Here is a 23,632-nt window from a genome sequence, read left to right on the forward strand (position 1 = left end):
AAGTTCGGTGCAGCAGGAGTCGCGGCCGCTTGCGTCTTGAAATCGATTTCGCGTACAGTGACGATCAGGTTTCAGGTTCCGCAGTTCGGGTTTCAAGGAGGACGCCATGCGCTGCACCCTCGGGGTGGACATCGGCACGTCCAGCAGCAAGGGCGTGCTGGTCGCCGACGACGGCGTGATCCTGGCGACCGCGACGCGTTCGCACGACGTCAGCCGCCCGCGCACGGGCTGGGTGGAGATGGACGGGCGCGTGTGGTGGGACGAGTTCGTCGCGATCGTGCGCGAGCTGCTCGCCGCGGCACCCGCCGCCGAGGTCGCGGGGGTCGGCGTGAGCGGCATGGGGCCCTGCATCCTGCTCGCGGACGACGCGGACGAGCCCGTGCGCCCCGCGATCCTGTACGGCGTCGACACCCGATCGGGGGCGCAGATCGAGCGGATGATGGCGGAGCTGGGCGTCGACGAGATCGCGCGGATCGGCGGCTCGACGCTCACCTCGCAGGCGGCCGGTCCGAAGCTGGCCTGGGTCGCCGAGGAGGATCCCGACGCCTGGGCGCGTGCACGACGCCTGTTCATGCCTGCCTCGTGGCTCGCCCGCAGGCTCACCGGCGCCTATGTCCTCGACCATCAGTCGGCGAGTCAGGTCTCCCCGCTTTACAACATCGAGAACGAGCGCTGGCACGAGCCGTGGTGGGAGAGGTACGCAGGCCGCATCGAGCAGCCGTCGCTCGCCTGGGCGGGCGACGTCGCCGGAGAAGTGACCGCGGACGCGGCATCCGTCACCGGCATTCCCGCGGGAACCCCGGTCATCACCGGCACGATCGACGCGTGGACCGAGGCGGTGAGCGTGGGTGCGCACGAGGTCGGCGACCTGATGCTGATGTACGGAACGACCATGTTCCTCGTGGCCACGGGTGCCGAGACGCTGCGCACCCCGTCGATGTGGACCACCGCCGGGGCCTTCGCCGGCACGCGGAACCTGGCCGGCGGTCTCTCCACCTCGGGCGCCCTGACGGCCTGGCTGAAAGATCTCACCGGCGCGGACTACCCAGAGCTGCTCGCGGATGCCGAGGCGTCAGGGCCGGGAGCTGCCGGACTGCTCGTGCTGCCCTACTTCGCGGGGGAGCGCACCCCGATCCAGGATCCGGATGCCCGCGGCGTGATCGCGGGGCTCACGCTCGAGCACACGCGCGGTGACCTCTACCGCGCGGCGCTCGAGGCGACGGCCCTCGGCGTGCGGCACAACGTCGAGACCATGCGCGCGGCCGGGGCCGACATCCGGCGCATCGTCGCGGTCGGCGGTGGCACACAGGGCCGGCTGTGGATGCAGGTGGTCTCCGACGTGACCGGGCTCGTCCAGGAGGTGCCGGCGACGACCATCGGCGCGAGCTACGGTGCGGCCTTCCTCGCGGCGACCGCGATCGCCCCTGCGGGGGAGGCCCCCGCGATCACCGATTGGAACGCGATCATCGAGACCATCCGGCCTGACCCGGCGCTCCGCACCTTCTACGACACTCTCTTCGACCGCTACGTGCGGCTGTACGAGGGGTCGAAGGACGTGGTGCACGAGCTGGCCGCCGCGCAGCGGGGAGCATCCGCATGAACCGGCGTGCCCGCGGCATCCCGCACACCTCGCAGGCGACGGCGTTCCCGCTCGGCGGCATCGGCACCGGCAACGTCTCGATCGGCGCCCGCGGTGAGCTGCGCGACTGGGAGTTCGAGAACCTGCCGGACAAGGGGCGGCGCAACCCGCACTCGTTCTTCGCGATCCATGCCGCGCCCGAGGGCGGCACTCCGGTGACCCGCGTGCTCGAGGCGCGGCTCACCGGTCGTCACGATGCGGATGCCGGCTACGCCTTCGACCAGCTGGCCGGTCTCCCGCGTCTCGACGGCGCCACCCTGCACGGCGAGTACCCGGTCGTCGACGTCGACTTCACCGACGCCGTCCTGCCGGTCGAGGTCTCGCTGCACGCCTTCACCCCCCTCGTGCCCCTCGACGCCGACGACTCCGGGATACCGGCCGCCGTGCTGCGCTACCGCGTGACCAACCCCGGTGCGGTGCCCGTCGCCGTCACGGTGGTGGGCAGCGTCTCGCACACCGCCGGGCGCGGAGCCGCCGGACCCGACGCCCCGTGGGGGATGCGCGCGACGCAGACAGTGCGGTGGCGCGACGACGGCGACGTGCGCGGCCTCGACTTCGGCATCGACCTCCCGCAGGACGACCCCGGCTACGGCACCCTGAGCCTCACCACGACGGATGCCGCCACCACGGCGAAACCCCAATGGGTCACGAGCTACTGGCCCGACGGAGCGCGCCTGTTCTGGAACGACCTGACCGACGACGGGCTGCTCGCCCCGGAGCCCCGGCTCACCCTCGAGGATCGTCCCCGCGGGCTGTTCGCCGAGCTCGACGAGAGTGGGTCCCTGAGCTCGTCGAAGGGCGCCCCGCTCACCGAGGAGCAGATGCTCGCGAAGCTCCCGCGTCTGCGCACCGGCTCCCTCGGCGTCGTCCACACCCTCGCCCCGGGCGAGGCCCGCGGCTTCGAGTTCGTGCTGGCGTGGAGCTTCCCGAACCGCCGGCGCGGCTGGCACGGCCACATCGTGTTCGCGGATCCTCCTGAGGACGGCCCGCTGTCGCCCATAGTCCGCAACCACTACGCGACCCTCTGGCCAGACGCCTGGGCGGCGGCGACGCATCTGCACCGTGAGCTCCCGGCCCTCGAAGAGGCGACCGATGCCTTCGTCGAGGCGCTGTACGGGAGCAGCCTCGACCCGGTGCTCGTCGACGCGATCGGGGCGAACATCGCCGCTGCGCGCTCGACGACGGGGTTCGTGCTCGAGTCCCCGAACCCCGAGCTGGGGGAGGGCCCGGTGTTCGCGGCCTGGGAGGGATCGTTCGATCACGGCGGCTCCTGCGAGGGCACCTGCACGCACGTCTGGTCGTACGCGCAGACGCTCGCCTGGCTGTTCCCCTCGCTCGAGCGGAGCGCGCGACGAGTCGAGTACCTGCTCGAGACCGATGGCGAGGGAGCGCAGAAATTCCGCGGCAACCGCATCTTCGGCGGCCCCGCGTGGTTCATGGCTCCGGCCGTCGACGGACAGCTCGGCACGCTGCTGCGCCTGCACCGGGAATGGCGGTTCAGCGGCGACGACGAGTTCCTGCGCGAGCTGTGGCCCGCGGCATCCCGCACCCTCGACTACGCGATCCGGGAGTGGGATCGCGACGGCGACGGCCTGCTCGACGGCGAGATGCACAACACCTACGACATCGAGTTCCACGGCGCCGAACCGCTCGCCAATGGCGTGTACCTGGCAGCGCTCCGCGCCGGCGTCCGGATGGCGGAGCGCCTGGGCGAGCAGGAGCGGGCCCGCGCATGGTCGACGCGCGCCGACCACGTCGCCGCGGCCATGGACGAGACGCTCTGGAACGGCGAGTACTACCGCCAGGTGATCGACGATGCCGACGCGCACCGCTACCAGTACGGCGAGGGCGTGCTCTCCGACCAGCTGCTGGGTCAGTTCCACGCCTACGTGAACGGCCTCGGGCACATCCTGCCCGTGGAGCGGGTCGAGTCCGCGCTCGCCGCGATCGTGGCGCACAACCACCGCGACGACCTCTCGGCGCATGAGAGCACGCAGCGCGTCTACGCGCTGAACGACGAGGGCGGGCTGCTGCTCGCGTCCTGGCCCAACGGCGGACGACCCGCGATCCCCTTCGTGTACTCGGACGAGGTGTGGACCGGCGTCGAGCATCAGGTCGCGGCATCCCTCCTCTTCGCCGGCCGCTACGACGACGCCCTGCTCGTCGAACGGACGCTGCGTGCCCGGTACGACGGTGGCCACCGCAGTCCGTGGAACGAGATCGAGTGCGGCAACCACTACGCCCGCTCGCTCGCGTCGTGGGCGCTGCTGCTCGGCGCGACGGGCGCGCAGTGGGATGCGCCGACGGGAGTGCTGTCGTTCGCGCCCTGCGCTTCGACAAGCTCAGCGACCCAGGGTGGAGGCTCAGGGACCCAGGGGACCGAGAGGTTCCTGTTCACCACGGGCACGGGCTGGGGACGCGTCGAGATCGACCGCGATGCCCTCACCCTCCACCTCGACGGCGGCGAACTCGACATCGCCGACCTGCAGCTGCACGGCCGGAGCCTCGGCCTCGGCATCCGACTCCGAGCGAGCGAATCCCAGCGGTTCCCGCTCACCACGACCCCAACACCGGAGGCATCATGACCACCTACACCCTGCCGGCCCCGGCATCCCGCCCGGCGTCTGCACCGAAGACCGCCTACCTGATCGCCTCCGGCGACCTGCGCGAATCCGCCAACACGGGCGGCTGGCCCGTGCAGGTCGAACTCGAAGCCGGCGTCACCGGTGTCTTCAACGACCTCGGCTGGAGCGTCATCCGCGCCAACGAGGTCGACCCCGCGACCGGCCACGGCTTCATCTCCAGCCAGCGCATGGGCCTCGAGGTCTTCAAGAACATCCCGACGGATGCTCCGCTCATCGTCGCCGAGGCCGTGTGGCAGTACTCGCACCACGTGCTCGCTGGTCTGCGCTCGCATCAGGGGCCGATCCTCACGGTCGCGAACTTCGCGGGTGACTGGCCGGGACTCGTCGGACTGCTCGGCCTCAACGCCGGGCTGACCAAGATGGACAAGCCGTACGCGTCGATCTGGTCGGTCGACTTCAGCGACGACTGGTTCAAGGCCGGCATCAAGGAGTGGACCGAGACCGGGTCGATCACGCACGACGCCTCGCACGTGCGGGCCCTGCCCGAGCTGCCGGACAGCCCCGAGAAGCAGCTCGGGGAGGCGCTCGCCGCCGAGCTGCTCGCCGAGAAGGCCATCATCGGCGTCTTCGACGAAGGCTGCATGGGCATGTACAACGCGATCTTCGACGACGAGCTGCTGAACAAGACCGGCATCTACAAGGAGCGCCTGTCGCAGTCGGCCCTGTACGCCGAGATGCTCAAGGTCTCCGAACGCGAGGCGGATGCCGCCTACGACTGGCTGATCGACGCCGGAATGACCTTCCAGTACGGCGAGGATGCCGCGACCGAGCTCACCCGCGAGCAGGTGCAGTGGCAGCTGAAGATGTACATCGCCGCCCTCCGCATCGCCGATGATTTCGGGCTCGACGCGGTCGGCATCCAGTACCAGCAGGGTCTGAAGGATCTGGTACCGGCATCCGATCTGGCCGAGGGCATCCTGAACTCCACCGAGCGCCCGCCGGTGACCTCGCGCGACGGGTCACGCGTGCTGCACGAGGGCCGCGCGTTCCCGCATTTCAATGAGGCCGACGAGGGCGTCGCGGTCGACGCCCTCGTGACCGACCGGGTCTGGCGCGCGATGGGGCTCGTGCCCGACAACACGCTGCACGACGTGCGCTGGGGCGAGGACTTCGACGGGCAGTTCGTGTGGGTCTACGAGATCTCGGGATCGGTGCCGGCCTCGCACCTGGGCGGATGGCAGAACGCCGAGGGCTGGCGTCAGGGGCACGTGTTCTTCCCCGCGGGCGGTGCGACGATCAATGGCGTCTCGAAGCCCGGCGAGATCGTGCTGTCGCGCGTGTTCATCGCCGACGGCATCCTGCAGGCCGACATCTTCCGGGCATCCGTCGTCGAGCTGCCGGCCGAGGAGACGCAGCGCCGCAAGGACGCCACGAACCCGGAATGGCCGATCGCGCACGTGGTGCTGCACGGCATCTCGCGCGACCAGTTCATGGCGCGGCACAAGGCCAACCACGCCCAGCTCGTCTATGCCCCGGATGCCGAGACCGCCGACAAGGCACTGATCGCCAAGGCCGCGATGTTCGCGGGCATGGGCATCAAGGTCAACCTCGTGGGAGACGTCGCCGTCTGACCTGAGTATCGACTCTTCACCTCGTTTCGCTTAAGCGATATAGTCGGCGGCAGGTCGCACCGATGCGGCCTGATCTCGACGTCGATGATGAAGGAGAAGATCTGCCATGAGTCAGTCACGCATCAGGAGTCACCGGTTCCGAAAAGGCCTCGCGGCCGTGGCGGGCCTCGCCGTCGCCGCAGCCGGTGCTGTCGCTGCGAGCCCGGCCGCCGCGACCGAAGCGCCCGAGAACGACCCGCAGCTCGCGGTCTATGTGGAAGTGAACTCTAACGATTTAGCGAACGTCGCCGACTACACCCTCGCTGATTCCGGGCGTGCAGCCGTGGACCTGGCGATGATCTTCGCCGCGAACATCAACTACGACGGCGAGAAGGCGTACCTGCACTTCAACGAGCGCGTGACCGAGACGCTGAACGACGCCGAGAACCAGATCCGCCCGGTGCAGGAGCAGGGAACGAAGGTGCTGCTCTCGGTGCTCGGCAACCACCAGGGCGCGGGATTCGCGAACTTCACCTCCTATGAGCAGGCCGATGCGTTCGCCGCGCAGCTCGCCGACGCGGTGACGACCTACGGACTCGACGGCATCGACTTCGACGACGAGTGGACGGAGTACGGCGCCAACGGCACGCCGCAGCCCAACGCGGAGTCGTTCGGATGGCTGGCCACGGCGCTGCGTGATCGCCTCGGTGACGACAAGATCATCAGCCTGTACGCGATCGGTCCGTCGTACACGACGACGGACTTCACGCTGTTCGATGCCGAGGGCGTGCTCGACTACGCCTGGAACCCCTACTACCCGACCTATGACACGCCGACGGTGCCGGGGCTCGAGGACCGCACGCGCATCGGAGCCGCGGCGATCGACCTCGCGAACACGAGTGCTGCGACGGCGGCGGACTTCGCGAACCGCACGGTCGCCGATGGCTACGGGGTCTACGTGGCGTACAACCTCACCGCGACCGATCAGTCCGCCTATCTCTCCGGCATCACGCAGGCGCTCAAGGGAGAGGCGACCGAGTACCGCGCGTCGCCGAAGGACCGCACGGCTCCGACCGTCACGGTGAAGCAGGGTGCCGAGTTCACCACGGGATCCTCCGACGCGTACTCCCAGGTCAGCTTCAAGCTGTACGACGCGGGCCAGATCGATCGGCTCTTCGTCAACGGCGTGCTGAAGGACCTCACGAACAACACGTGGAGCGACCTCAACTTCGTGAAGCCGGGAGCCTTCGGAGCGGTCGCCGGAGCGAACACGCTCGAGGTGTTCGACGTCGCGGGGAACCGCACCGAGGTGTCGTTCGTGCTTGCCGGCTGATCCGCTGGTCGACCGACCTTCCCGGTGAGTGATCAGTCCAGGTCGAACAGCTCGACCTGACGGATCGTGACCTCGGCCTCCGCCCGCACGCGGAGCGCCGAGGTCACGATGCGCGTCGCCAGGGTGAAGGGCGTCGTGCGGTTCGGCAGCAGCTCGGCCCGGTGCGTGGTGCGGACGGGAACCCACTTCTCATCCGGCCCGAGCATCTCCCAGCGGAGCGCAGAAGCGGATGCCGGAGCCACCGCCGTCACGGTGAGGTCGCTGATGCCGCGGGGCTCGGAGAACCGCCATCCCACCCACTCCCCGGCTCGCAGCGCTGTACCGGCATCCCCCGAGAGCGCCCCGTCGTCGAACACCCGCTCGGCGTGGCGGAGTCCGGGCGAGGAGACGATGCGGCCTCCGGTCGACGTCAGGTCTGCGCGCCAGGCCTCGACCTGGTTCGCGACCGAGCGATCGCGCGCCTCGAGCGCTGCCGCCGGATCGAGGCCGAACACCAGCTCGAGCACGGCGTCGCCGACGAGCGCGTCGATCGGCAGCTCGGCCGCAGGCAGGAGCACGCCGTCGAGCCGTGCCTCCTGCAGCACCCGGGCCGTCGGCGAGCTGCGCCGAGAGACGACGCGCAGCGAGGAGGCGTCGCCGCGATCGACCCGGATGTCGTCGAAGAGCGGCGACCCGATCCGCAGCACGCCCGAGGCGAGCTCCAGCGGATACAGCCCGAGCGCGGCCCACAGCCACCAGGCGCTCATCTCACCGTTGTCCTCGTCGCCGGGGAAGCCCTGGCCGATGTGCGCGCCGGCGAACAGGCGCCCGGCGAGGTCGTGCACGATGCCTGCCGTCCGCCATGGCTGGTCGCTGAACGCGTACATGAAGGGGATGTGGTGCGCCGGCTGGTTCGAGATCGCGCACATGCCGGAGCGCAGCGATCGTGCCTCCCGCTGCTCGTGGATGACCGTGCCGTATGCGCCGCCGAATCGCTCGTCGGCGGTCTCGGGTTCGGCGAAGAGGGCGTCGAGATGACGACCGAGGCCGTCGGGACCGCCGTAGAGGTCGGCCAGCCCGGCGCCGTCGTGCACGGCGCCGACCGACATCCCCCACGCGTTCGTCTCGACGTTGTCACCGCCCCAGGACCTCGGGTCGAATCCCGAGGCGGCGAAGGCGCCGTCGTCATCCCGGCCGCGGAAGAACCCTGTGCTGTCGTCGAACAGGGTGCGGTACGACCGGGCCCGATTCGCGAAGTAGCGGGCGAAGGACCGGTAGCGCGCAGCATCCGCAACGGATGCCGGCGCGGATTCCGGCTCGGCCTCGGCGGCGAGCCGGGAGGCGAATCGCCCCAGCGCGGCATCGCTCACGGCGTTCTCGATGCTCCAGCTCATGCCTTCGGGGACCTCCGAGGCGATGTAACCGGTGAAGCGGCCTCGGGCGACGCCCTTGCGGCCACGACGGGCGTCGGGCCCCGGTTCGCAGGCGTTGCGCCATCCGCTCTCGAAGGCGGTGACGCGGTCGAACTCCACGCCCCAGCGCGCGGCGTCGGCGAAGATCTGGTCGCTCGAGGTGCCCACCATGCTGTCGACGTACCCCGGGGCGCTCCACCGCGCCATCCAGCCTCCGCGGCGGTACTGCTCCAACTGGCCGTCGAGGAGGCGCCCCGTGAGGGCGGGGTCGAGCAGGGCGAGCGCCGGCCACTCGGTGCGGTACGTGTCCCAGTAGCCGTTGTTGACGACGAGCTCGCCCTCGGCTGCCGGTTCGCCGTCGTGGACCGGGACCTCGGCGAACACGTCGGCGAACCGCCAGATGGGGGTCTCGGCCGTGCCGGCGTTCTCGGCCGCGCTGTTCGGGTACAGGTGCATCCGGTGGAGGGCGGCGGCGATCCGCGACCGGTGCTCCTCATCGGCGAGCGAGCGATACGGAGCATCCTCCGCGGGCAGCGGCGGGATCGTGACGCGCCCGAGCAGACGATTCCATGCCCCTGCAGCACGGTCGCGCAGCTGATCGTACGAGGTCGTCGCGGGGGTCTCGATCGAGAGGCTGTGCCGGGCCTGCTCGACGGACAGGAAGGAGACCGCGATCCGCACCTCGAGCGATCCGCGGCCGCTCACGTATCCGGCGACCTCGCCGCGGCCGTCGTCGTCGAGACGGCCGCGCTCATCGGCCTGATCGCGACCCCGCAGGACGGTACCGGCGAAGAAGCAGCGGGGCGCGTTGCCCCAATCCGCAGGACCCTCCGGGATCCAGCCCTCGAACTCTCCGGCATCCCTCCACTCGAGGCGCCCGCCGGAGGTGAGCTGATCGATGACGAAGCCGACGCGGGCGTCGGGGTCGGCGCTCCGCACTCGGAAGGCCGCCGCGTGCGAGGTCGCCGTCATCTCGACGTGCAGGCCGTCGCCGAGGTCGGCGGCATACTCGTGCGGATGCGCGCGCTCGGCGCCTGCGACGATCCAGCGTCGGCGGCCGGCACGCTGCGAGGTGGGGCGGCCGAGGAAGGGCATCAGCTGCAGCACCGAGCGGTCGCCGATCCACGGGCTCGGCTGATGCGAGAACTGGAGCGCTTCGAGCCGGCGCCCGCGGGGATCATCGTGCACGAACGGACGGTACGGCCAGCGGGAGTCGGCGGCGTCGGTCGCCGGGGTGACGAACGTGAAGCCGTGCGGCACGGCAACGGCCGGGATCGTGTTCCCACGGGAGAATCGCGGTCCTGAGTGCGACCCGCGGCGCGTGTCGACGCGTTCGACGGGGGTGAGCGGTGCGGATGCCGCGCGCTGCTCGATCACGAGCTGCACATAGCCGGAGACGCGCGGAGGGAGATCCGCCGCGGTGGCGAGCGTCTCGGTGCCGAGCACGATCTCGACCGTGCCGGTGCGGTGGGCGACCGGGGCGAGCGCGACGGTGTCGGCGTTCCACTGCTCCGGGAAGCTCCAGCGCGCGGCGAACTGCTCTTCGGCGGGGATCGGGAAGTCGTAGCGGTCGCGGATCGCCGGGATATCGCTCAGCCGGGTGCCGTCGGCGAATCGCACGTCGATCGTGACCGCGAGCGCTGCATGAGGCGTCAGCGTCGCCGAGGGGCCGTCCGCGTAGAACGCCCAGTGCAGCACGGTGTCCGGCGAGAACCTGAGGTCGGCGAGTCCGGGTGCATCGATCCGCTGCTCTCCGGCAGACGGATCGAACGCGAAGGCGAACACCGGCCCCGACAGGACGCCCGCGCGGGGACGGGACGAGGGAGGATCGGCCGGGCCGTCCGCCGGCGAGAGGTGCGCGGCGCTCACCCCTTGATCGCGCCCTCCTGCACGCCCTTGAAGAAGAACCGCTGCGTGAACGAGAACATGATGACGATCGGCACGAGCGCGATCATGGTCCCGGCCGCGATCAGTCGCGGGTCGACCGAGAAGCTGCTGTTGAGGTAGGCCATGCCGACCGTCAGCGTGTACTTCGCGGGGTCGGACAGCACGATGAGGGGCCACAGGTAGTCGTCCCAGGCGCCGATGAACGCGAAGATCGCGACCACCGAGACCATGCCGCGGATGTTCGGCCACACGATGTGCCGGATGCGCTGCCAGGTGGTCGCGCCGTCGACCGTCGCGGCATCCAGCACGTCCTTCGGGATCATGCGGCAGGCCGTCGCGATCAGGAGCACGTTCATCGCGCTGATGGCGCCGGGAAGGAAGACGCCCCAGAGGGTGTCGGCCAGTCCCAGGGCGCGGATCGTGAGGAAGTTGCTCGTCACGGTCACCTCGCCGGGGAACAGCAGCGTGGAGAGGAGGATCGCCATCACGATCCACTTGCCGCGGAACCGCATGCAGCCGAGGGCGTAGCCGGCGAAGGTCGCGAGCACGACGTTGCTGACGACCGTGCCGAGGGAGACGAGCAGCGAGTGCCACGCGTAGAGGTAGACCGGCACGATGTCGGCGACGGTCGAGTAGTTCCCCAGCGTGGGCTCGCGCGGGATGAGGTTCGGCGGGAAGGAGTAGATGTTCTCCTGCGGGCCCTTGAACGAGGTCGAGAGCTGCCAGACGAACGGGCCGATGACGAGCACGAGGACGAGCAGCAGCAGGGCGTAGCGGCCGATGAGGCCGCCGAGCGTCGGCTTGCTGAAGTCGCCGGAGCCCCGTCGGCGGAAGATGCGCTCGCGCTCGGGCCGCGCGGGCTCATCCGGCGCGCGGCGGTCGTCGTCGGCGCGGGGCGGGGTGAGGATGCTCATGCGGGGGCCTTCGCCTTCTTCTCGCGATTCATGAAGGCGATCGCGGCGAGCGGGATCAGGGTGAGGAGGAACAGCGCGACGCTGATCGCCGACGCGTATCCGATGTTGCCGTTCAGCCCGGAGCCGACCTGACGGATGAGCATCACCAGCGACATGTCGTAGCCGCCGGGCCCTCCCGTGCTCTTGGACAGCACGTCGAGCTCGGCGAAGACCCTCATCGCCGAGACGGCGATGAGCACGGCGATCAGCAGCATCGCGCCGCGCACCGAGGGGATCGTGACGGAGAGGAAGCGGCGGAACGCCCCGGCGCCGTCGAGCATCGCGGCCTCGTGCAGCTCCTTGCCGACGTTGCCGAGGGCGGCGAGGTACACGACCATGTAGTAGCCGAGCCCCTTCCACACCGTGAGCAGGATCGCGCACCCCAGCAGCAGCCAGCGATCGACGAGGAAGGCCATCGGCTTGTCGACCAGTCCGAGGAACTCGAGCGTCTGGTTGATGATGCCGCGGCTGTCGAAGAGCCAGGTCCAGATGAGGGCCACCACGACGACCGAGGCGATCACGGGGAAGTAGAAAGTGGTGCGGAAGAACGAGATGCCGGGCAGCTTCTTCTGCACGAGCAGCGCCAGCAGCAGCGGGAGTACCGTGAGCAGCGGCACGCACACGACGACGTAGATGATGCAGGTCGTCAGCGCGTTCCAGAACATCTCGTCGCCGAACATGCGGTCGTAGTTCGCCACGCCGACGAATTCGGGCGTCCGCAGCGGACGCGCGTCGGTGAAGCTGAGGAAGACCGTGTTGAGGAACGGCCAGAGCGCGAACACCAGCACCCAGATCACGGCGGGGCCGAGGAGCAGCCAGGGCGTGAACCATCGGTGGGATCTCATCGATCTCACCCTGCTCCGGATGCCGGTGTCCGCGCGCATGCTTACTGGTCCACGCGGTTCGCGTTGGCGTACTCGACGATCTTGTCGAGCTGCGTCGCCGCATCCGCTTCGCCGTTGATGGCGAGGGCGATCTGCTGCGTCATGTACGTCGCCATGTCGGACGTCCACTGGAACGGCAGAGCCTTGGCGCCCTCCATCGCGGTGAACACGGTGTCGATCGCGGCGAGCTGCTTCTCGTCGGTGATCGACGAGGAGATGTTCTCCACGACCTTGTCGCCACCTGCGGCGGTGCCGGGAGCGGTGCCGACGGCGAGCGACGAGAAGGCGACCTGGTTCTCCTCGTTGGTCACGAACTCGGCGAAGGCGAGAGCGGCTTCCTTGTTGTCGGAGTCGGCCGAGACGTTGAGTCCCTGCACGTACAGCGGCGGCACGCCCAGGCGCTGCGTCGCGACGGTGTTCTCCAGCAGAGCGGGGGCGTCCTTCTGCAGGTCGGTGGTGAAGCCGGTGCCTCCGGTCGTGAACGCGACCTTCTCCTGGATGTAGGACTCGGCGTTCCCGCCGTAGTCGCCGGTCAGAGCCTCGGCGGGCATCGCACCCGCCGCGTAGGCGTCGGCGTAGGCCTCGATGATCTTCGCGGCCTCGTCGGTGTTGAAGTCGAACTCGCCCTTGTCGTCGATGACCTCCATGCCGGCGGCCGTGAAGGTGTCGAGCGCGGGGATCGACGAGAGCAGCTGCACCTTGCCGTCGGACTCCGTGGCGACCTTCTTCGCGAGGGTGAGGAGCTCGTCGACGGTCGTCGGCAGGTTGTCCTCGGTGACCCCGTATGGGGCGAGCTGCGCGAGGTTCCACCACGAGGCGTCGCTGGAGAGGTACCAGGGGAGTCCGTACGTGCCCTCGACCTCGGGGTACTGGCTGTAGGAATCCCAGGCGCCGGCGTTGTAGACGGACTTCAGATCGGGGTCGGCCGTGTCGATGTCGACGAGCTTGCCGGCGGCGACGAGCGGGTAGGCGATGTCCGGCGGCAGGTTCAGCACGTCGGGAAGGGTGTCGGCGTTCGCCTGGCTGAGGATCTTCTCCTGGTAGCCGTCGCCCGGCTGGTCGAGCCACTCGACCGTGACGTCGGGGTTCTCCTTCTCGAACGCGTCGATCAGATCCTCGAAGTAGGGCGTGAACTTCTCGTTCTTGAGCGACCAGGTCTGGAACTGGATCGTTCCGCTCAGCTCGCCGGAGGTGTCGATGGGGCCGGTGTCGCCGGAGCCTCCGCCGCCTCCCGTGCAACTCGTCAGCGCCAGGACGCCGATGCTGAATGCTGCCAGAGCGGCAATGCGTGTCGGAACTCTCATCGTGCTTCTTCCTCGAGGCGGGCGATTCCGCGTGATGTCCACATGAGGGTGGACTACAACGCTTTAGCAGATGAAACCATCCGATTCCGTGCCTGTCAAGGTGCTGGCGGAGGGTCTCACGGGAATCCGTTCCGGGCAGTGGGATGTTCGTTGCTCAAGCGTTATAGTGATCCGACATGCCCTCACCGGAGGGCGCCGTCGGAAAGGTCCGGACACATGACGCAGCGTGGCGCTCTCGATGCTCCCCTGAGATTCGGGGCGAACTACACGCCGTCGAAGGACTGGATGCACTCCTGGCTCGACTTCACGCCGGACGACGTGCGCCGCGACTTCGCCGCGCTCGCCGAGCTGGGGCTCGACCACGTCAGGGTCTTCCCGCTGTGGAACGTCCTCCAGCCGAACCGCACGCTCATCCGCACGAAGGCCGTCGACGACGTGCGTGCCATGGTCGACATCGCCGGCGAGTTCGGGCTGGACGCCAGCGTCGACGTGATCCAGGGACACCTCTCGAGCTTCGACTTCGTCCCGTCCTGGCTGTACACCTGGCATGACAAGAACATGTTCACCGATCCGAAGGCGCTGGAGGGGCAGGTCGCGCTCGTCGACCGGCTCGGCCAGGCGCTGCGCGAGGCCCCGAACTTCCTCGGCCTGACCCTCGGGAACGAGACGAACCAGTTCTCGGCGCACACGCATCCTTCGCCCTGGCCGGTCACGCAGGACGAGGCAGGCGAGTGGATCTCCGCGCTGTTGGCGGCGGCGGATGCCGCGGCTCCCGGCCACGCGAACGTGCACAGCGAGTACGACGCGGTCTGGTACATGGATGGGCACGGGTTCACGCCCGCGCACGCCTCGCGCCTCGGGGCGATGACCACGATCCACTCCTGGATCTTCAACGGCACCGCCCAGCGCTACGGCGGGCGCTCGGTCGCCTCCGACCGGCACGCGGAGTACCTGATCGAGCTCTCCCGCGCCTTCGCGACGGACCCGCAGCGTGTGGTGTGGCTGCAGGAGGTCGGCGCCCCCTCCAACTGCCTCGCCGAGGACGAGATGCCCGGCTTCCTGGAAGCGACGGTGCGCTCGGCCGCCCGCACCGAGAACCTCTGGGGCATCACCTGGTGGTGCTCGCACGACGTGAGCCGCGAGCTCGGCGATTTCCCCGAACTGGAGTACTCGCTCGGCCTGGTCGGTCAGGACGGCAAGGCGAAACCCCTCGGCCGCCGGTTCGCCGAGCTCATCCCGGAGCTGCGCGCACGCCAGACGCCGCCCGCACGCGAGACCGCGATCGTGGTCGAGGTCGACGAGCGCGACGTGCCGGTGAGCCGCGCAGCACTGAGCCCCGGGGGAGTGGTGTTCCAGGCGTGGGTGGATGCCTGCGCCGCCGGTCTCGACCCGGCGCTGGTCACCTCGCGGACGGCGCTCGACCCCGCGGCGCTCGATGCGCGCGGCATCCGTCGTCTGATCCGCCCGGACGTGTCGGCGAACGAGGTCGACCCCTACGGCTCGGTGAACACGGTCGTCGGAGCCTGACGGGGTCAGAGAGCTCCCTGCCGTTTCCTGGGGCAGCTCGGCGAGCCGACCTCACCCACCCGCCGAAAACGACCTTGCCGAAGTTTCGATGCGGCAGGTTTTGGTTTCTCAAGGCCCAGGAGTCTGCGGTCGAGCGGCTGACCGCACTGCCATAAGGTGTCAGCAGTGTGCGGGTTAGGGTGAGTCTCATGACGAGGCGTCAGCGACAAAGGACATGGGTGTCCGCGGGCGTCGGTCTCATCGTCTGCGGGGTGGCTTGTGCTCTGCAGCCCACATTGAACTCCCAATTGTGGGTCGGGGTGCTCGCTGATGTGATCTTCGCGGCATCGGTGTTGTTGTTTGCCATGGGGCTGTCTCGAGACGCGAGCGTGGTCGGGCGTGAGCCCGTAGGAGTCGCTGCTTTGGTGGTGGTGGGTGTCTGGCCATTGGTGTGGTCCGTCGTCACGCGGGTCGTGATGAGTGATCCGATTTCGCCGGCCGGGGGAAGTGCTCTGGGGCTCGTGGCTTTGCTGGTTCCTACTGCGGCGGGACTGCTTGCAGGCGTGCGGATCGTGCGATCTCGTGTAGTGCCCAATCCCTGGCGGTGGGCACCTCTTTGGGTGTTGGGCGCCTACGTCTTCACGTGGGTGATCCCGCAGGTTGTTTTCGTCTCTCAAAGGCCCGAGGAACTCCAGAGCTTCGCTTCTCTGTTTCAAGCGCTCGCCACTCTCGCGACCCTTGCGGGAACGATGGGGTTAGGCATCCTTGCAATCGCCCTCGCTGCGAGACAAAGACCTGAAAGCGTTGAGATCTTCCCCACGCAGTAGCAACAGTGGCGCGTCCAGCAAGCCACCGGTCTTGTCCCTCGAAATGCCTACAGCGCTCGTCATCGCGTTGTGTAGCCGCATCCGTCATCTCATACAAAGGGATGCTGTTCTTCTGAGAACTCGGGACGAACTTCTGCCACTCCATTCAGTTCGCGCTGGAGTTGCTCGACAAGCAGCACGCCCCGCTCGCGCCAGCCCTCGGCGTCGGCGAGCGGTTCATCCTCCTGCCTCGTCAGCCACTCCTCGTTCCAATCGAACAATGCGGAGCTCAACTCAGGCGAGATGTCGAGGGAGCCGACGTCGAAGCGGTATCCGTCAGTGAAGTCCTCCCAGAGCGGCCAGCCGCTGGCCCACTCAGGGAACACCCGAAGAAGTCGTAACCCGTTGGGCAGGAGCGGTTGCAACCCTCGTCGAGTTCGGGCCGACAGGTAGCGGCTCTGCATCTGTCGGCGTAGCTGCCACTGACGTGCGGTGACAGGCGTGTCGTTGTAATTCATCCCAGAAAGCCAGATCAATCCGCGAGCACCGCGCGAGTCGTCATCGACGATCGCCATCGACCAGAGGTCTCGGTCGCCGTTCGAAAACGCACGCGCGCCATCCATGGCTTCGTCAAGGGTGGCGTCAACGAGGTCCACGGCTGTCACCTCATCGACAGCTCCCTTGAACACGAAGATGCGGAAGCGGGGGTCGTCACGCTCCCATGTGGAGTCCCGCTTATCGACGTACGCGCCGCGCATGAGAACAGAGTACGTCGCGAGCGGCCGGTCACGGACGCTTCGCGGTGTCACTGTCTTTCGTGCTCCGCGCTCGCACGTGCCACCATGGGGGATGACTTCCAGAGCACTTTCCCTCCCGACGCTCACCGGAGAGAAAGTCACGCTGCGCGCATGGCGCCGCTCGGATGTCGCGATCGTGGTGGAGGCCTCCAAGGACCCTCTGATTCCTCTACTGACAAGCGTGCCGACGAACTCAGATCACCCTCAGGCGCTGGCCTTCATCCGACGACAACATGAGCGTGTGCGGGACGGCGCCGGCTACGTCTTCGCGATCGCTGATGACGACGACACCGCGGTCGGGCACATCGGGCTCTTCTTCATCCCGGGTGCATCTCGCCGAGCCAGCGCCGGCTACTGGATCGCCCGCTCCCGTCGACGACAGGGATTCGCGCGGGACGCCGTGCTGGCCTTGACCTCATGGGCGATCACACTTGAGGAACTCGATCGTGTCGAGCTGTACGTGGAGCCCTGGAATGAAGGTTCGTGGCGTGTGGCCGAATCGGCAGGCTACGAACGTGAGGGTCTTCTCCGCAATTGGAAAAGGGTGGGTGGCCAACCGCGCGATATGTACATGTACTCGCGGTTGACGGGACAGACGACCTGAAAACGGTCTTGACCGCCTTCGCTCCTGGCCGTGCACCACGACGAGATTCAGCGGTCCGAAGGCCCAGGTCGGCGGGAGACGACTTCAGCCGAGCCGCTCCGGCGGGGCCGTGCTCTCGCGCGCCGTGAGCACGGGCGTCGGGCCCTCGACGCTCGGCAGGTTGACCCCGGCTTCGATCTGCTGCAGCAGCAGGGTCGCCGCGCGCTCGCCGAGTTCGAAGGTGTCGCGGGTCATCGCGGTGATCGACGGGTTGATCAGCCCGGCGATCACGGAGTCGTCGAACGACGCGAGCGACACGTCCCGCGGCACCGCGCGTCCCATCTCCTGCGAGACGCGGAGACCGGCGACGGCCATCACGTCGTTGTCGTAGACGATCGCGGTCGGGCGCTGCCGCCCGGAGAGCAGCGAGCGGGTGACCGCGGATGCCCGTGCGGGCGAGAAGTCCGTCGTGATCACCTCGCCCTCGATGCCGTCGGATGCCATGCGCTCCAGGACCTCGGCGCGCAGGTGCGTGTGCTCGAGGTCGGCGGGGCCGCCGACGTAGGCGATGCGGGTGTGGCCGAGGGCCGCGAGGTACGAGAAGAGCGTCTCGGCCACGGCATCGTCACCGATCCAGACGCTCGGCACCGAACCCTCGGGCGACGGCTTGGATCCGATCATGACCGCACGCGCGTCGAGGGCCGTGATGCGGTCCACGCGGGGGTCGTCGTCGCGCGGATCGATGAAGATGAAGCCGTCGACCTGGTTCGACGATCGCCACTGCCGGTGCACCTCCATCTCCTCGGCGACATCGGCCACGAGGCGGAGCTGCAGGCTCACTTTGCTCACCGACAGGCGCGACTCGATGCCGGCGATGAGGTCGGTGAAGAACGCCTCGGATCCGAGGGACCGTGCGGGCCGGGCGAGCGCGAAGCCGACCGTGTTCGCCTTCGCCCCGACCAGCGCACGCGCCGCCGAGCTCGGCTGCCAGCCGTTCTCCTCGACGATCGAGAGGATGCGCTGCCTGGTCTCGTCGCTAACACCGGGGCGGCCGTTCAACGCGAACGAGACGGCGCCGGGAGAGACCCCGGCCATGCGCGCGATATCGGCGATGGTGACGCGTTTCGCCGGGCTCATAGTCACTCACCATACTTGATCGGTTTAGTCTCGTGAAAGCACGGATCGAGTGTCCTAGACTTGGTCACTAGATCGTTTTAGTTGCCCTCACCGTCGAGCCGGAGATCCCCCATATGCATGACGACACCTCGCTCACCGTCGGCCGCGTCAAGCGCGTCCTCGAAGAGCGCATCCGCCCGGCCATCCACTCGGCATCCGTGCCGCTGGAGGTCGAGCTCCACGAACTGCCCGGCGAGCCGATCAGCCCGCAGGATGGCCTCGCGCTCGACTACGCTCCCGGTGCCGTCGGGGCGCCCTGGGGTCCGGCCTGGGGGACCACCTGGTTCCGGCTGACGGGTCGCGTCCCCGCCGAGTGGGCGGGTCGTCGCGTCGAGGCCGTGATCGACCTCGGGTTCGACATCAACATGCCCGGCTTCCAGTGCGAGGCCCTCGTCTACCGCCCGGACGGCAGCCCGGTGAAGAGCATCAACCCGCGCAACCAGTGGCTGCCGATCACCGAGGCCGCCCACGGCGAAGAGCCCGTCGAGCTGTACCTCGAGGCCGCGGCCAACCCGGTGCTGCTCGACTACCACCCCTTCCTGCCGACGCAGGAGGGCGACATCCAGACCTCCTCGCGTGAGCCGCTCTACCGCTCGCGGCGGATGGACCTCGCCGTGTTCGAGCAGGACGTCTTCGAGCTCTCGGTCGACCTCGAGGTGCTGTTCGAGCTGCAGGCCGAACTCACGCCGACGTCACCCCGGCGCATGCGCATCCTGCAGGCGATGGACGACGCGCTCGATGCCCTCGACCTGCAGCGCATCGCGCAGACCGCACCCGATGCCCGTGCCCGCCTCGCCGAAGTGCTCGCGGCCCCGGCGGAGGCGAGCGCGCACCGCATCTCGGCCATCGGCCACGCGCACATCGACTCCGCGTGGCTGTGGCCGGTGCGCGAGACGATCCGCAAGGTCGCGCGCACCACCTCGTCGATGACGACCCTGCTCGATGAGCAGCCCGAGTTCCAGTACGGCATGTCCAGCGCGCAGCAGTACGCCTGGCTCAAAGAGCATCGTCCCGAGGTGTACGAGCGGGTGAAGGCGGCGGTCGCCGAGGGGCGCTTCTTGCCGCTCGGCGGCATGTGGGTCGAGTCTGACACCGTGATGCCGACGGGCGAGTCGCTGGTGCGCCAGTTCTCGCACGGCCAGCGGTTCTTCGAGCGCGAGTTCGGCATCCGCTCGAAGGGCGTCTGGCTGCCGGACAGCTTCGGCTACTCCCCGGCCCTGCCGCAGCTCATGCGCCGCGCCGGCTTCGAATGGTTCTTCACGCAGAAGATCTCCTGGAACCAGCAGAACGTGTTCCCGCACCACTCGTTCCTGTGGGAGGGCATCGACGGCTCGCAGGTGTTCACGCACTTCCCGTCGATGGACACCTACAACTCGCAGCTCAGCGGCATGGAGGTCGCGAAGGCCTCCCGCCAGTTCAAGGAGAACCGGCTCAGCTCCCGATCGATCGCGCCCGTCGGCTGGGGCGACGGCGGCGGCGGCACAACCCGCGAGATGACCGGCAAGGCCACGCGCCTCGCGAACCTCGAGGGCAGTGCGCAGGTCGTGTGGGAGCACCCCGACGTGTTCTTCGACGCGGCCAAGGCGGAACTGCCGCACCCGGCCGTGTGGGTCGGCGAGCTCTACCTCGAACTGCACCGCGGGACGCTCACCAGCCAGCACGCCACGAAGGCGCTGCACCGCTGGGCCGAGCACGCCCTCATCGAGGCCGAGCTGTGGGCGACGACGGATGCCGTGCGCACGGGTGCGTCGTACCCGCAGGACGAGCTCGACAGGCTCTGGAAGATCGTCCTGCTCCATGAGTTCCACGACATCCTCCCCGGCACGTCGATCGCCTGGGTGCACCGCGAGGCCGTCGAGGTGCTCACGAACGTGCTGTCGGATGCCGAGGAGATCTCCGCACAGGCGCGGCGATCCCTCGCCGGCGAGGGGGAGCGTGAGTTGCTCTTCGAGCCGACCTCCGTCGGGCGCGGGCGTGCGCTCGGGGCATCGTTCGTGGTCGAGCCGACCGCAGCCTCGGTGTCGCTCACCGCGGAGGACGGCGGCTGGCGCCTGGAGAACGACCTCGTCTCCGTTCTCGTCTCAGCGGAGGGGCTGATCGTGTCGGCCGTCGACCGCGCCTCCGGCCGCGAGGCCGTCGCGGCGGGACGGGCGGCGAACCTCTTCCAGCTGCACCAGGACTTCCCGAACATGTGGGACGCGTGGGACATCGACAAGTACTACCGCAACAGCGTCGACGACCTCACCGACGTGTCGTCGATCGATGCGACCGTCCACGGTGGCACGGCGGTCGTCACCGTGCGCCGGGAGTTCTCGGAGTCGACCATCGAGCAGAGGATCTCCCTCGCCCCCGGTGAGCGCACGGTGCTGCTGCGCAACGACGTGGATTGGCACGAGACCGAGAAGCTGCTCAAGCTCGCCTTCCCGCTCGACGTGCAGGCCGCGCACACCGATGCCGAGACGCAGTTCGGCTACCAGTCGCGGGTGACGCACACCAACACGAGCTGGGAGGCGGCGAAGTTCGAGACCTCGATGCACCGCTTCGTGCTGGTGCGCGAGGCCGACTTCGGCGTCGCGCTGGTGAACGACTCGATCTACGGGTACGACACCACTCGGGAGGTCGACGGCGATGCGGTGGCGACGACCGTGCGCCTGTCGCTGCTGCGCGCCCCGCGCTTCCCCGACCCCGACACCGATCACGGGCATCACCAGATCGAGGTCGGCTTCGTGGTCGGAGCGGATGCCGGGATCGCGACCACCGAGGGCATCAGGATGAACGCGACGCCCACCGTCGTGCGCGGGGCGCGCGAGGTCGAGCCGCTGGTCTCGGTCGAGGGCGACGGCATCATCGTGTCGGCGGTCAAGCTCGCCGATGACGGCTCCGGCGACGTGATCGTGCGCGTGTACGAGTCCCTCGGCCGGCGCACGACGGGCGCGCTCACCGTGGACTTCCCGCACCGCGAGGTGCGCGAGGTGACGCTCATCGAAGACGAGCTCGACGAGCCGCGCCTCGGTGGCGAACTGAAGCTGCGGCCCTTCGAGGTGCGTACGCTCCGCATCACCCGCTGAGTTCGAACCTGCTGAGGTGATCGACCGCCTCGCTCCGGCCGTGGTGCTGGCGCGAGGCGGCGATCAGCGAGACGATGGCCTCATGGCGACCATCGACGATCTGCGCGAGATCGCGCTCGCGCTGCCCGGCGTGCACGAGGTGATCGACGGACACACCGGTGACGCCGCGTGGCGGGTCAAAAGCGGGATGTTCACCGGTCTTCGCGGTCCGCGACAGACCGACCTCCGTCAGCTCGAGGAACTCGGACGCGAGTGGCCGGCCGGCGTCGTGATCGGAGTGCGGACGGCGAGCCTCGAGGAGAAGGAGGCGCTGCTCGCGGCCGAGCCGGATGTGCTCTTCACGATCCCGCATTTCGACGGGTACCCGGGGCTGCTCGTGCGGCTCGACGTGATCGATCGGGAGCGGCTGGCCGAGCTCGTCACGGACGCCTGGCTGTCGCGCGCCCCCGTCCGGGTCGCGAAGGACTGGCTCGCGGAGCACGGGCTGGGGTGACCCGCCCTAGGCGCCCGTCTTCAGCGCCCGGGTGATGCCGTCGACCATCTGCAGCTGCTCGTCGTCGAGGCGGTCGATGAAGAGTTCGCGGATCGCGCGCAGGTGGGGCACGTTCGCGCGACGGAATGCCGCTGACCCCTCGTCGGTGAGCACCACGACGGCGCCGCGATTGTCGGTCGCGCAGTCGTCGCGCCGGATCAGCCCGCGACGTTCCATGCGCCCGAGGTGGTGCGAGACGCGGCTGCGCTCCCAGCCGATGGTCGCGGCGAGTTCGCTCGATCGGAGCTGGTGATCGCTCTGGTCGCTGAGCGCCAGGAGGACCGAGTAGTCCGCGGGTGAGAGGTCCGATTCGTCCTGGAGTCGCCTGCCCAGTTCGCCCTGCATGGCGGCGACGGTCTCGATGAAGTCCCGCCAGATGCGCAGCTGCGGCGCGGTGGGCGTGCTTCGTGCTGCCATGGTCGCCTCCTTTAGTTGACATGTCCATCATATAGGAGTAGAACTTGAGTGCAAGTGATTGATGTGTCAATAAAAGAGGGAAGGAAAGCGTCGTGAACCCGCAGGGATTCGAGATCGGCCTCAACTCGTTCGGCGACACCGCGTCGTCGGGTGGACGGGACCTGAGCGGTGCAGAGACTCTGCGACTGCTCGTGGACGAGGCGCGTCGCGCCGAGGATGCCGGGATCGACGTGTTCAGCGTCGGCGAGCACTATCGCCCGGGGCACAACGACTCCGCCACCCCGGTGCTCCTCGCCGCGATGGCCACCGCCACCGAGCGGATCGGCCTCGGTACGAGTGTCACGGTGCTCAGCACCAACGACCCGGTGCGGCTCTATCACGAGTTCTCGACGCTCGATGCGGTCTCGAACGGCCGCGCGCAGCTCGTGCTCGGCCGGGCGTCGGCGACGGAGTCGTTCCCGCTGTTCGGCTACGACCTCGCCGACTACGAAGAGCTGTTCGAGGAGAAGCTCGACCTCTTCATGCGCCTGCAGCGCGAGGAGGCCGTCACCTGGTCGGGCACCACCCGGGCGCCACTGCGCGATCACGTCGCCCAGCCGCGGATGCGGCCAGGCGGCATCCCGACCTGGATCGGCGTCGGCGGCAGCCCCCAGTCCGTCATCCGCGCCGCGAACTACGGGCTGCCGCTCATGCTCGCCATCATCGGCGGCAACCCGCAGCGCTTCGCCGGCCATGTCGACCTCTACCATCGGGCTCTCGCCCAGGCGGGGAACGCACCCCAGCCCGTGGGGATGCACTCGCTCGGACTCGTGGCCGACACGGATGAGGAGGCGCGGGAGACCTGGTGGCGCTTCTGGGAGCCGGTCGTGACCGACCTCGCGAACGAGCGCGGCTTCTACGCACCCACCCGCGCACGGTACGAGCACGAGATCGCCGAGGGCGCCCTCTTCGTCGGCTCGCCCGAGACGGTCGCGCAGAAGATCGCGCGGTCCGCACGCGATCTCCAGCTCGACCGCTTCGATCTGAAGTACGACATCATGCACCTCCCGCGCGAGGCCCGCGCCCGCACGATCGAGCTGCTCGGCCGCGAGGTCGCCCCGCGCGTGCGGGAGCTGCTCTCCCTCGAGCGCGCCGCGTGAACACCCCCACCCCCGGAAGGAA

17 protein-coding genes are annotated in these 23,632 nt (G+C 68.7%); 10 read left to right on the plus strand and 7 right to left on the minus strand.

What is annotated here, in order from left to right:
* Positions 1-106 precede the first annotated feature (106 nt).
* The 4 genes from ABS642_RS16490 (at position 107) to ABS642_RS16505 (ending at position 7,167) form a co-directional block, all read left to right on the plus strand.
* Complete coding sequence (locus ABS642_RS16490; protein WP_350350962.1) at positions 107-1,600, plus strand: FGGY family carbohydrate kinase; 1,494 nt, start codon at positions 107-109, stop codon at positions 1,598-1,600.
* Positions 1,597-4,224, plus strand: a complete 2,628-nt coding sequence (locus ABS642_RS16495) for a GH116 family glycosyl-hydrolase (protein WP_350350963.1) — start codon at positions 1,597-1,599, stop codon at positions 4,222-4,224. Before ABS642_RS16490 ends, ABS642_RS16495 begins: the two co-directional genes overlap by 4 nt.
* Entirely contained in the window at positions 4,221-5,855 is a 1,635-nt protein-coding gene (locus ABS642_RS16500; RefSeq protein WP_350350964.1) for a fucose isomerase, read from the plus strand. Before ABS642_RS16495 ends, ABS642_RS16500 begins: the two co-directional genes overlap by 4 nt.
* 106 nt (positions 5,856-5,961) lie before the next feature.
* Complete coding sequence (locus ABS642_RS16505) at positions 5,962-7,167, plus strand: endo-beta-N-acetylglucosaminidase H (protein WP_350350965.1); 1,206 nt, start codon at positions 5,962-5,964, stop codon at positions 7,165-7,167.
* Between the two features lie 32 nt (positions 7,168-7,199).
* Here the strand turns inward: ABS642_RS16505 and ABS642_RS16510 are convergent, their stop codons facing one another.
* The 4 genes from ABS642_RS16510 to ABS642_RS16525 are packed head-to-tail and all read right to left on the minus strand — an operon-like array spanning position 7,200 to position 13,586.
* Positions 7,200-10,427 carry a GH92 family glycosyl hydrolase gene (locus ABS642_RS16510; protein ID WP_350350966.1) on the minus strand — a complete coding sequence of 1,076 codons (3,228 nt, stop codon included), beginning with the start codon at positions 10,425-10,427 and terminating at the stop codon, positions 7,200-7,202.
* The gene (locus ABS642_RS16515) at positions 10,424-11,359 is read right to left on the minus strand and encodes a carbohydrate ABC transporter permease (protein WP_350350967.1); all 936 of its coding nucleotides are present in this window, start codon (positions 11,357-11,359) and stop codon (positions 10,424-10,426) included. The genes ABS642_RS16510 and ABS642_RS16515 overlap by 4 nt, the downstream gene beginning before the upstream one ends.
* The gene (locus ABS642_RS16520) at positions 11,356-12,243 is read right to left on the minus strand and encodes a sugar ABC transporter permease (RefSeq protein WP_350350968.1); all 888 of its coding nucleotides are present in this window, start codon (positions 12,241-12,243) and stop codon (positions 11,356-11,358) included. The genes ABS642_RS16515 and ABS642_RS16520 overlap by 4 nt, the downstream gene beginning before the upstream one ends.
* Before the next feature lie 41 nt (positions 12,244-12,284).
* Positions 12,285-13,586, minus strand: coding sequence for an extracellular solute-binding protein (locus ABS642_RS16525; protein ID WP_350350969.1), 1,302 nt, complete (start codon positions 13,584-13,586; stop codon positions 12,285-12,287).
* 216 nt (positions 13,587-13,802) lie between these two features.
* Between ABS642_RS16525 and ABS642_RS16530 the strand changes: the two genes are divergently transcribed.
* Together ABS642_RS16530 and ABS642_RS16535 are read left to right on the plus strand one after the other, a co-directional pair.
* Positions 13,803-15,113, plus strand: coding sequence for a glycosyl hydrolase (locus tag ABS642_RS16530; protein WP_350350970.1), 1,311 nt, complete (start codon positions 13,803-13,805; stop codon positions 15,111-15,113).
* Between the two features lie 218 nt (positions 15,114-15,331).
* Positions 15,332-15,919 carry a hypothetical protein gene (locus tag ABS642_RS16535; RefSeq protein WP_350350971.1) on the plus strand — a complete coding sequence of 196 codons (588 nt, stop codon included), beginning with the start codon at positions 15,332-15,334 and terminating at the stop codon, positions 15,917-15,919.
* 89 nt (positions 15,920-16,008) lie between these two features.
* Here ABS642_RS16535 and ABS642_RS16540 read toward each other — a convergent pair whose 3' ends face one another.
* A complete protein-coding gene (locus tag ABS642_RS16540; RefSeq protein WP_350350972.1) occupies positions 16,009-16,656 on the minus strand; it encodes a hypothetical protein in 648 nt (215 codons plus the stop codon).
* Between the two features lie 91 nt (positions 16,657-16,747).
* Between ABS642_RS16540 and ABS642_RS16545 the strand changes: the two genes are divergently transcribed.
* On the plus strand, positions 16,748-17,299 hold the full coding sequence (locus tag ABS642_RS16545; RefSeq protein WP_350350973.1) for a GNAT family protein: 552 nt from the start codon (positions 16,748-16,750) through the stop codon (positions 17,297-17,299).
* An 84-nt stretch (positions 17,300-17,383) separates the two neighbouring features.
* Here ABS642_RS16545 and ABS642_RS16550 read toward each other — a convergent pair whose 3' ends face one another.
* On the minus strand, positions 17,384-18,415 hold the full coding sequence (locus ABS642_RS16550) for a LacI family DNA-binding transcriptional regulator (protein ID WP_350350974.1): 1,032 nt from the start codon (positions 18,413-18,415) through the stop codon (positions 17,384-17,386).
* Positions 18,416-18,528: 113 nt separating this feature from the next.
* Here ABS642_RS16550 and ABS642_RS16555 point away from each other — a divergent pair, with 113 nt between their 5' ends.
* Together ABS642_RS16555 and ABS642_RS16560 are read left to right on the plus strand one after the other, a co-directional pair.
* Entirely contained in the window at positions 18,529-21,522 is a 2,994-nt protein-coding gene (locus ABS642_RS16555; protein ID WP_350350975.1) for a glycoside hydrolase family 38 C-terminal domain-containing protein, read from the plus strand.
* A 16-nt stretch (positions 21,523-21,538) separates the two neighbouring features.
* Positions 21,539-22,015 (plus strand): MmcQ/YjbR family DNA-binding protein, encoded by a 477-nt coding sequence (locus ABS642_RS16560; RefSeq protein ID WP_350350976.1) that lies wholly within the window; start codon positions 21,539-21,541, stop codon positions 22,013-22,015.
* Between the two features lie 6 nt (positions 22,016-22,021).
* Here the strand turns inward: ABS642_RS16560 and ABS642_RS16565 are convergent, their stop codons facing one another.
* Positions 22,022-22,471 (minus strand): MarR family transcriptional regulator, encoded by a 450-nt coding sequence (locus ABS642_RS16565; protein ID WP_350350977.1) that lies wholly within the window; start codon positions 22,469-22,471, stop codon positions 22,022-22,024.
* A gap of 92 nt (positions 22,472-22,563) precedes the next feature.
* Here ABS642_RS16565 and ABS642_RS16570 point away from each other — a divergent pair, with 92 nt between their 5' ends.
* Positions 22,564-23,610 carry an LLM class flavin-dependent oxidoreductase gene (locus ABS642_RS16570; protein ID WP_350350978.1) on the plus strand — a complete coding sequence of 349 codons (1,047 nt, stop codon included), beginning with the start codon at positions 22,564-22,566 and terminating at the stop codon, positions 23,608-23,610.
* The last annotated feature ends 22 nt before the right edge of the window (positions 23,611-23,632 follow it).

The sequence above is a fragment of the Microbacterium sp. A8/3-1 genome (assembly GCF_040267695.1).
GTDB lineage: Bacteria > Actinomycetota > Actinomycetes > Actinomycetales > Microbacteriaceae > Microbacterium > Microbacterium luteolum.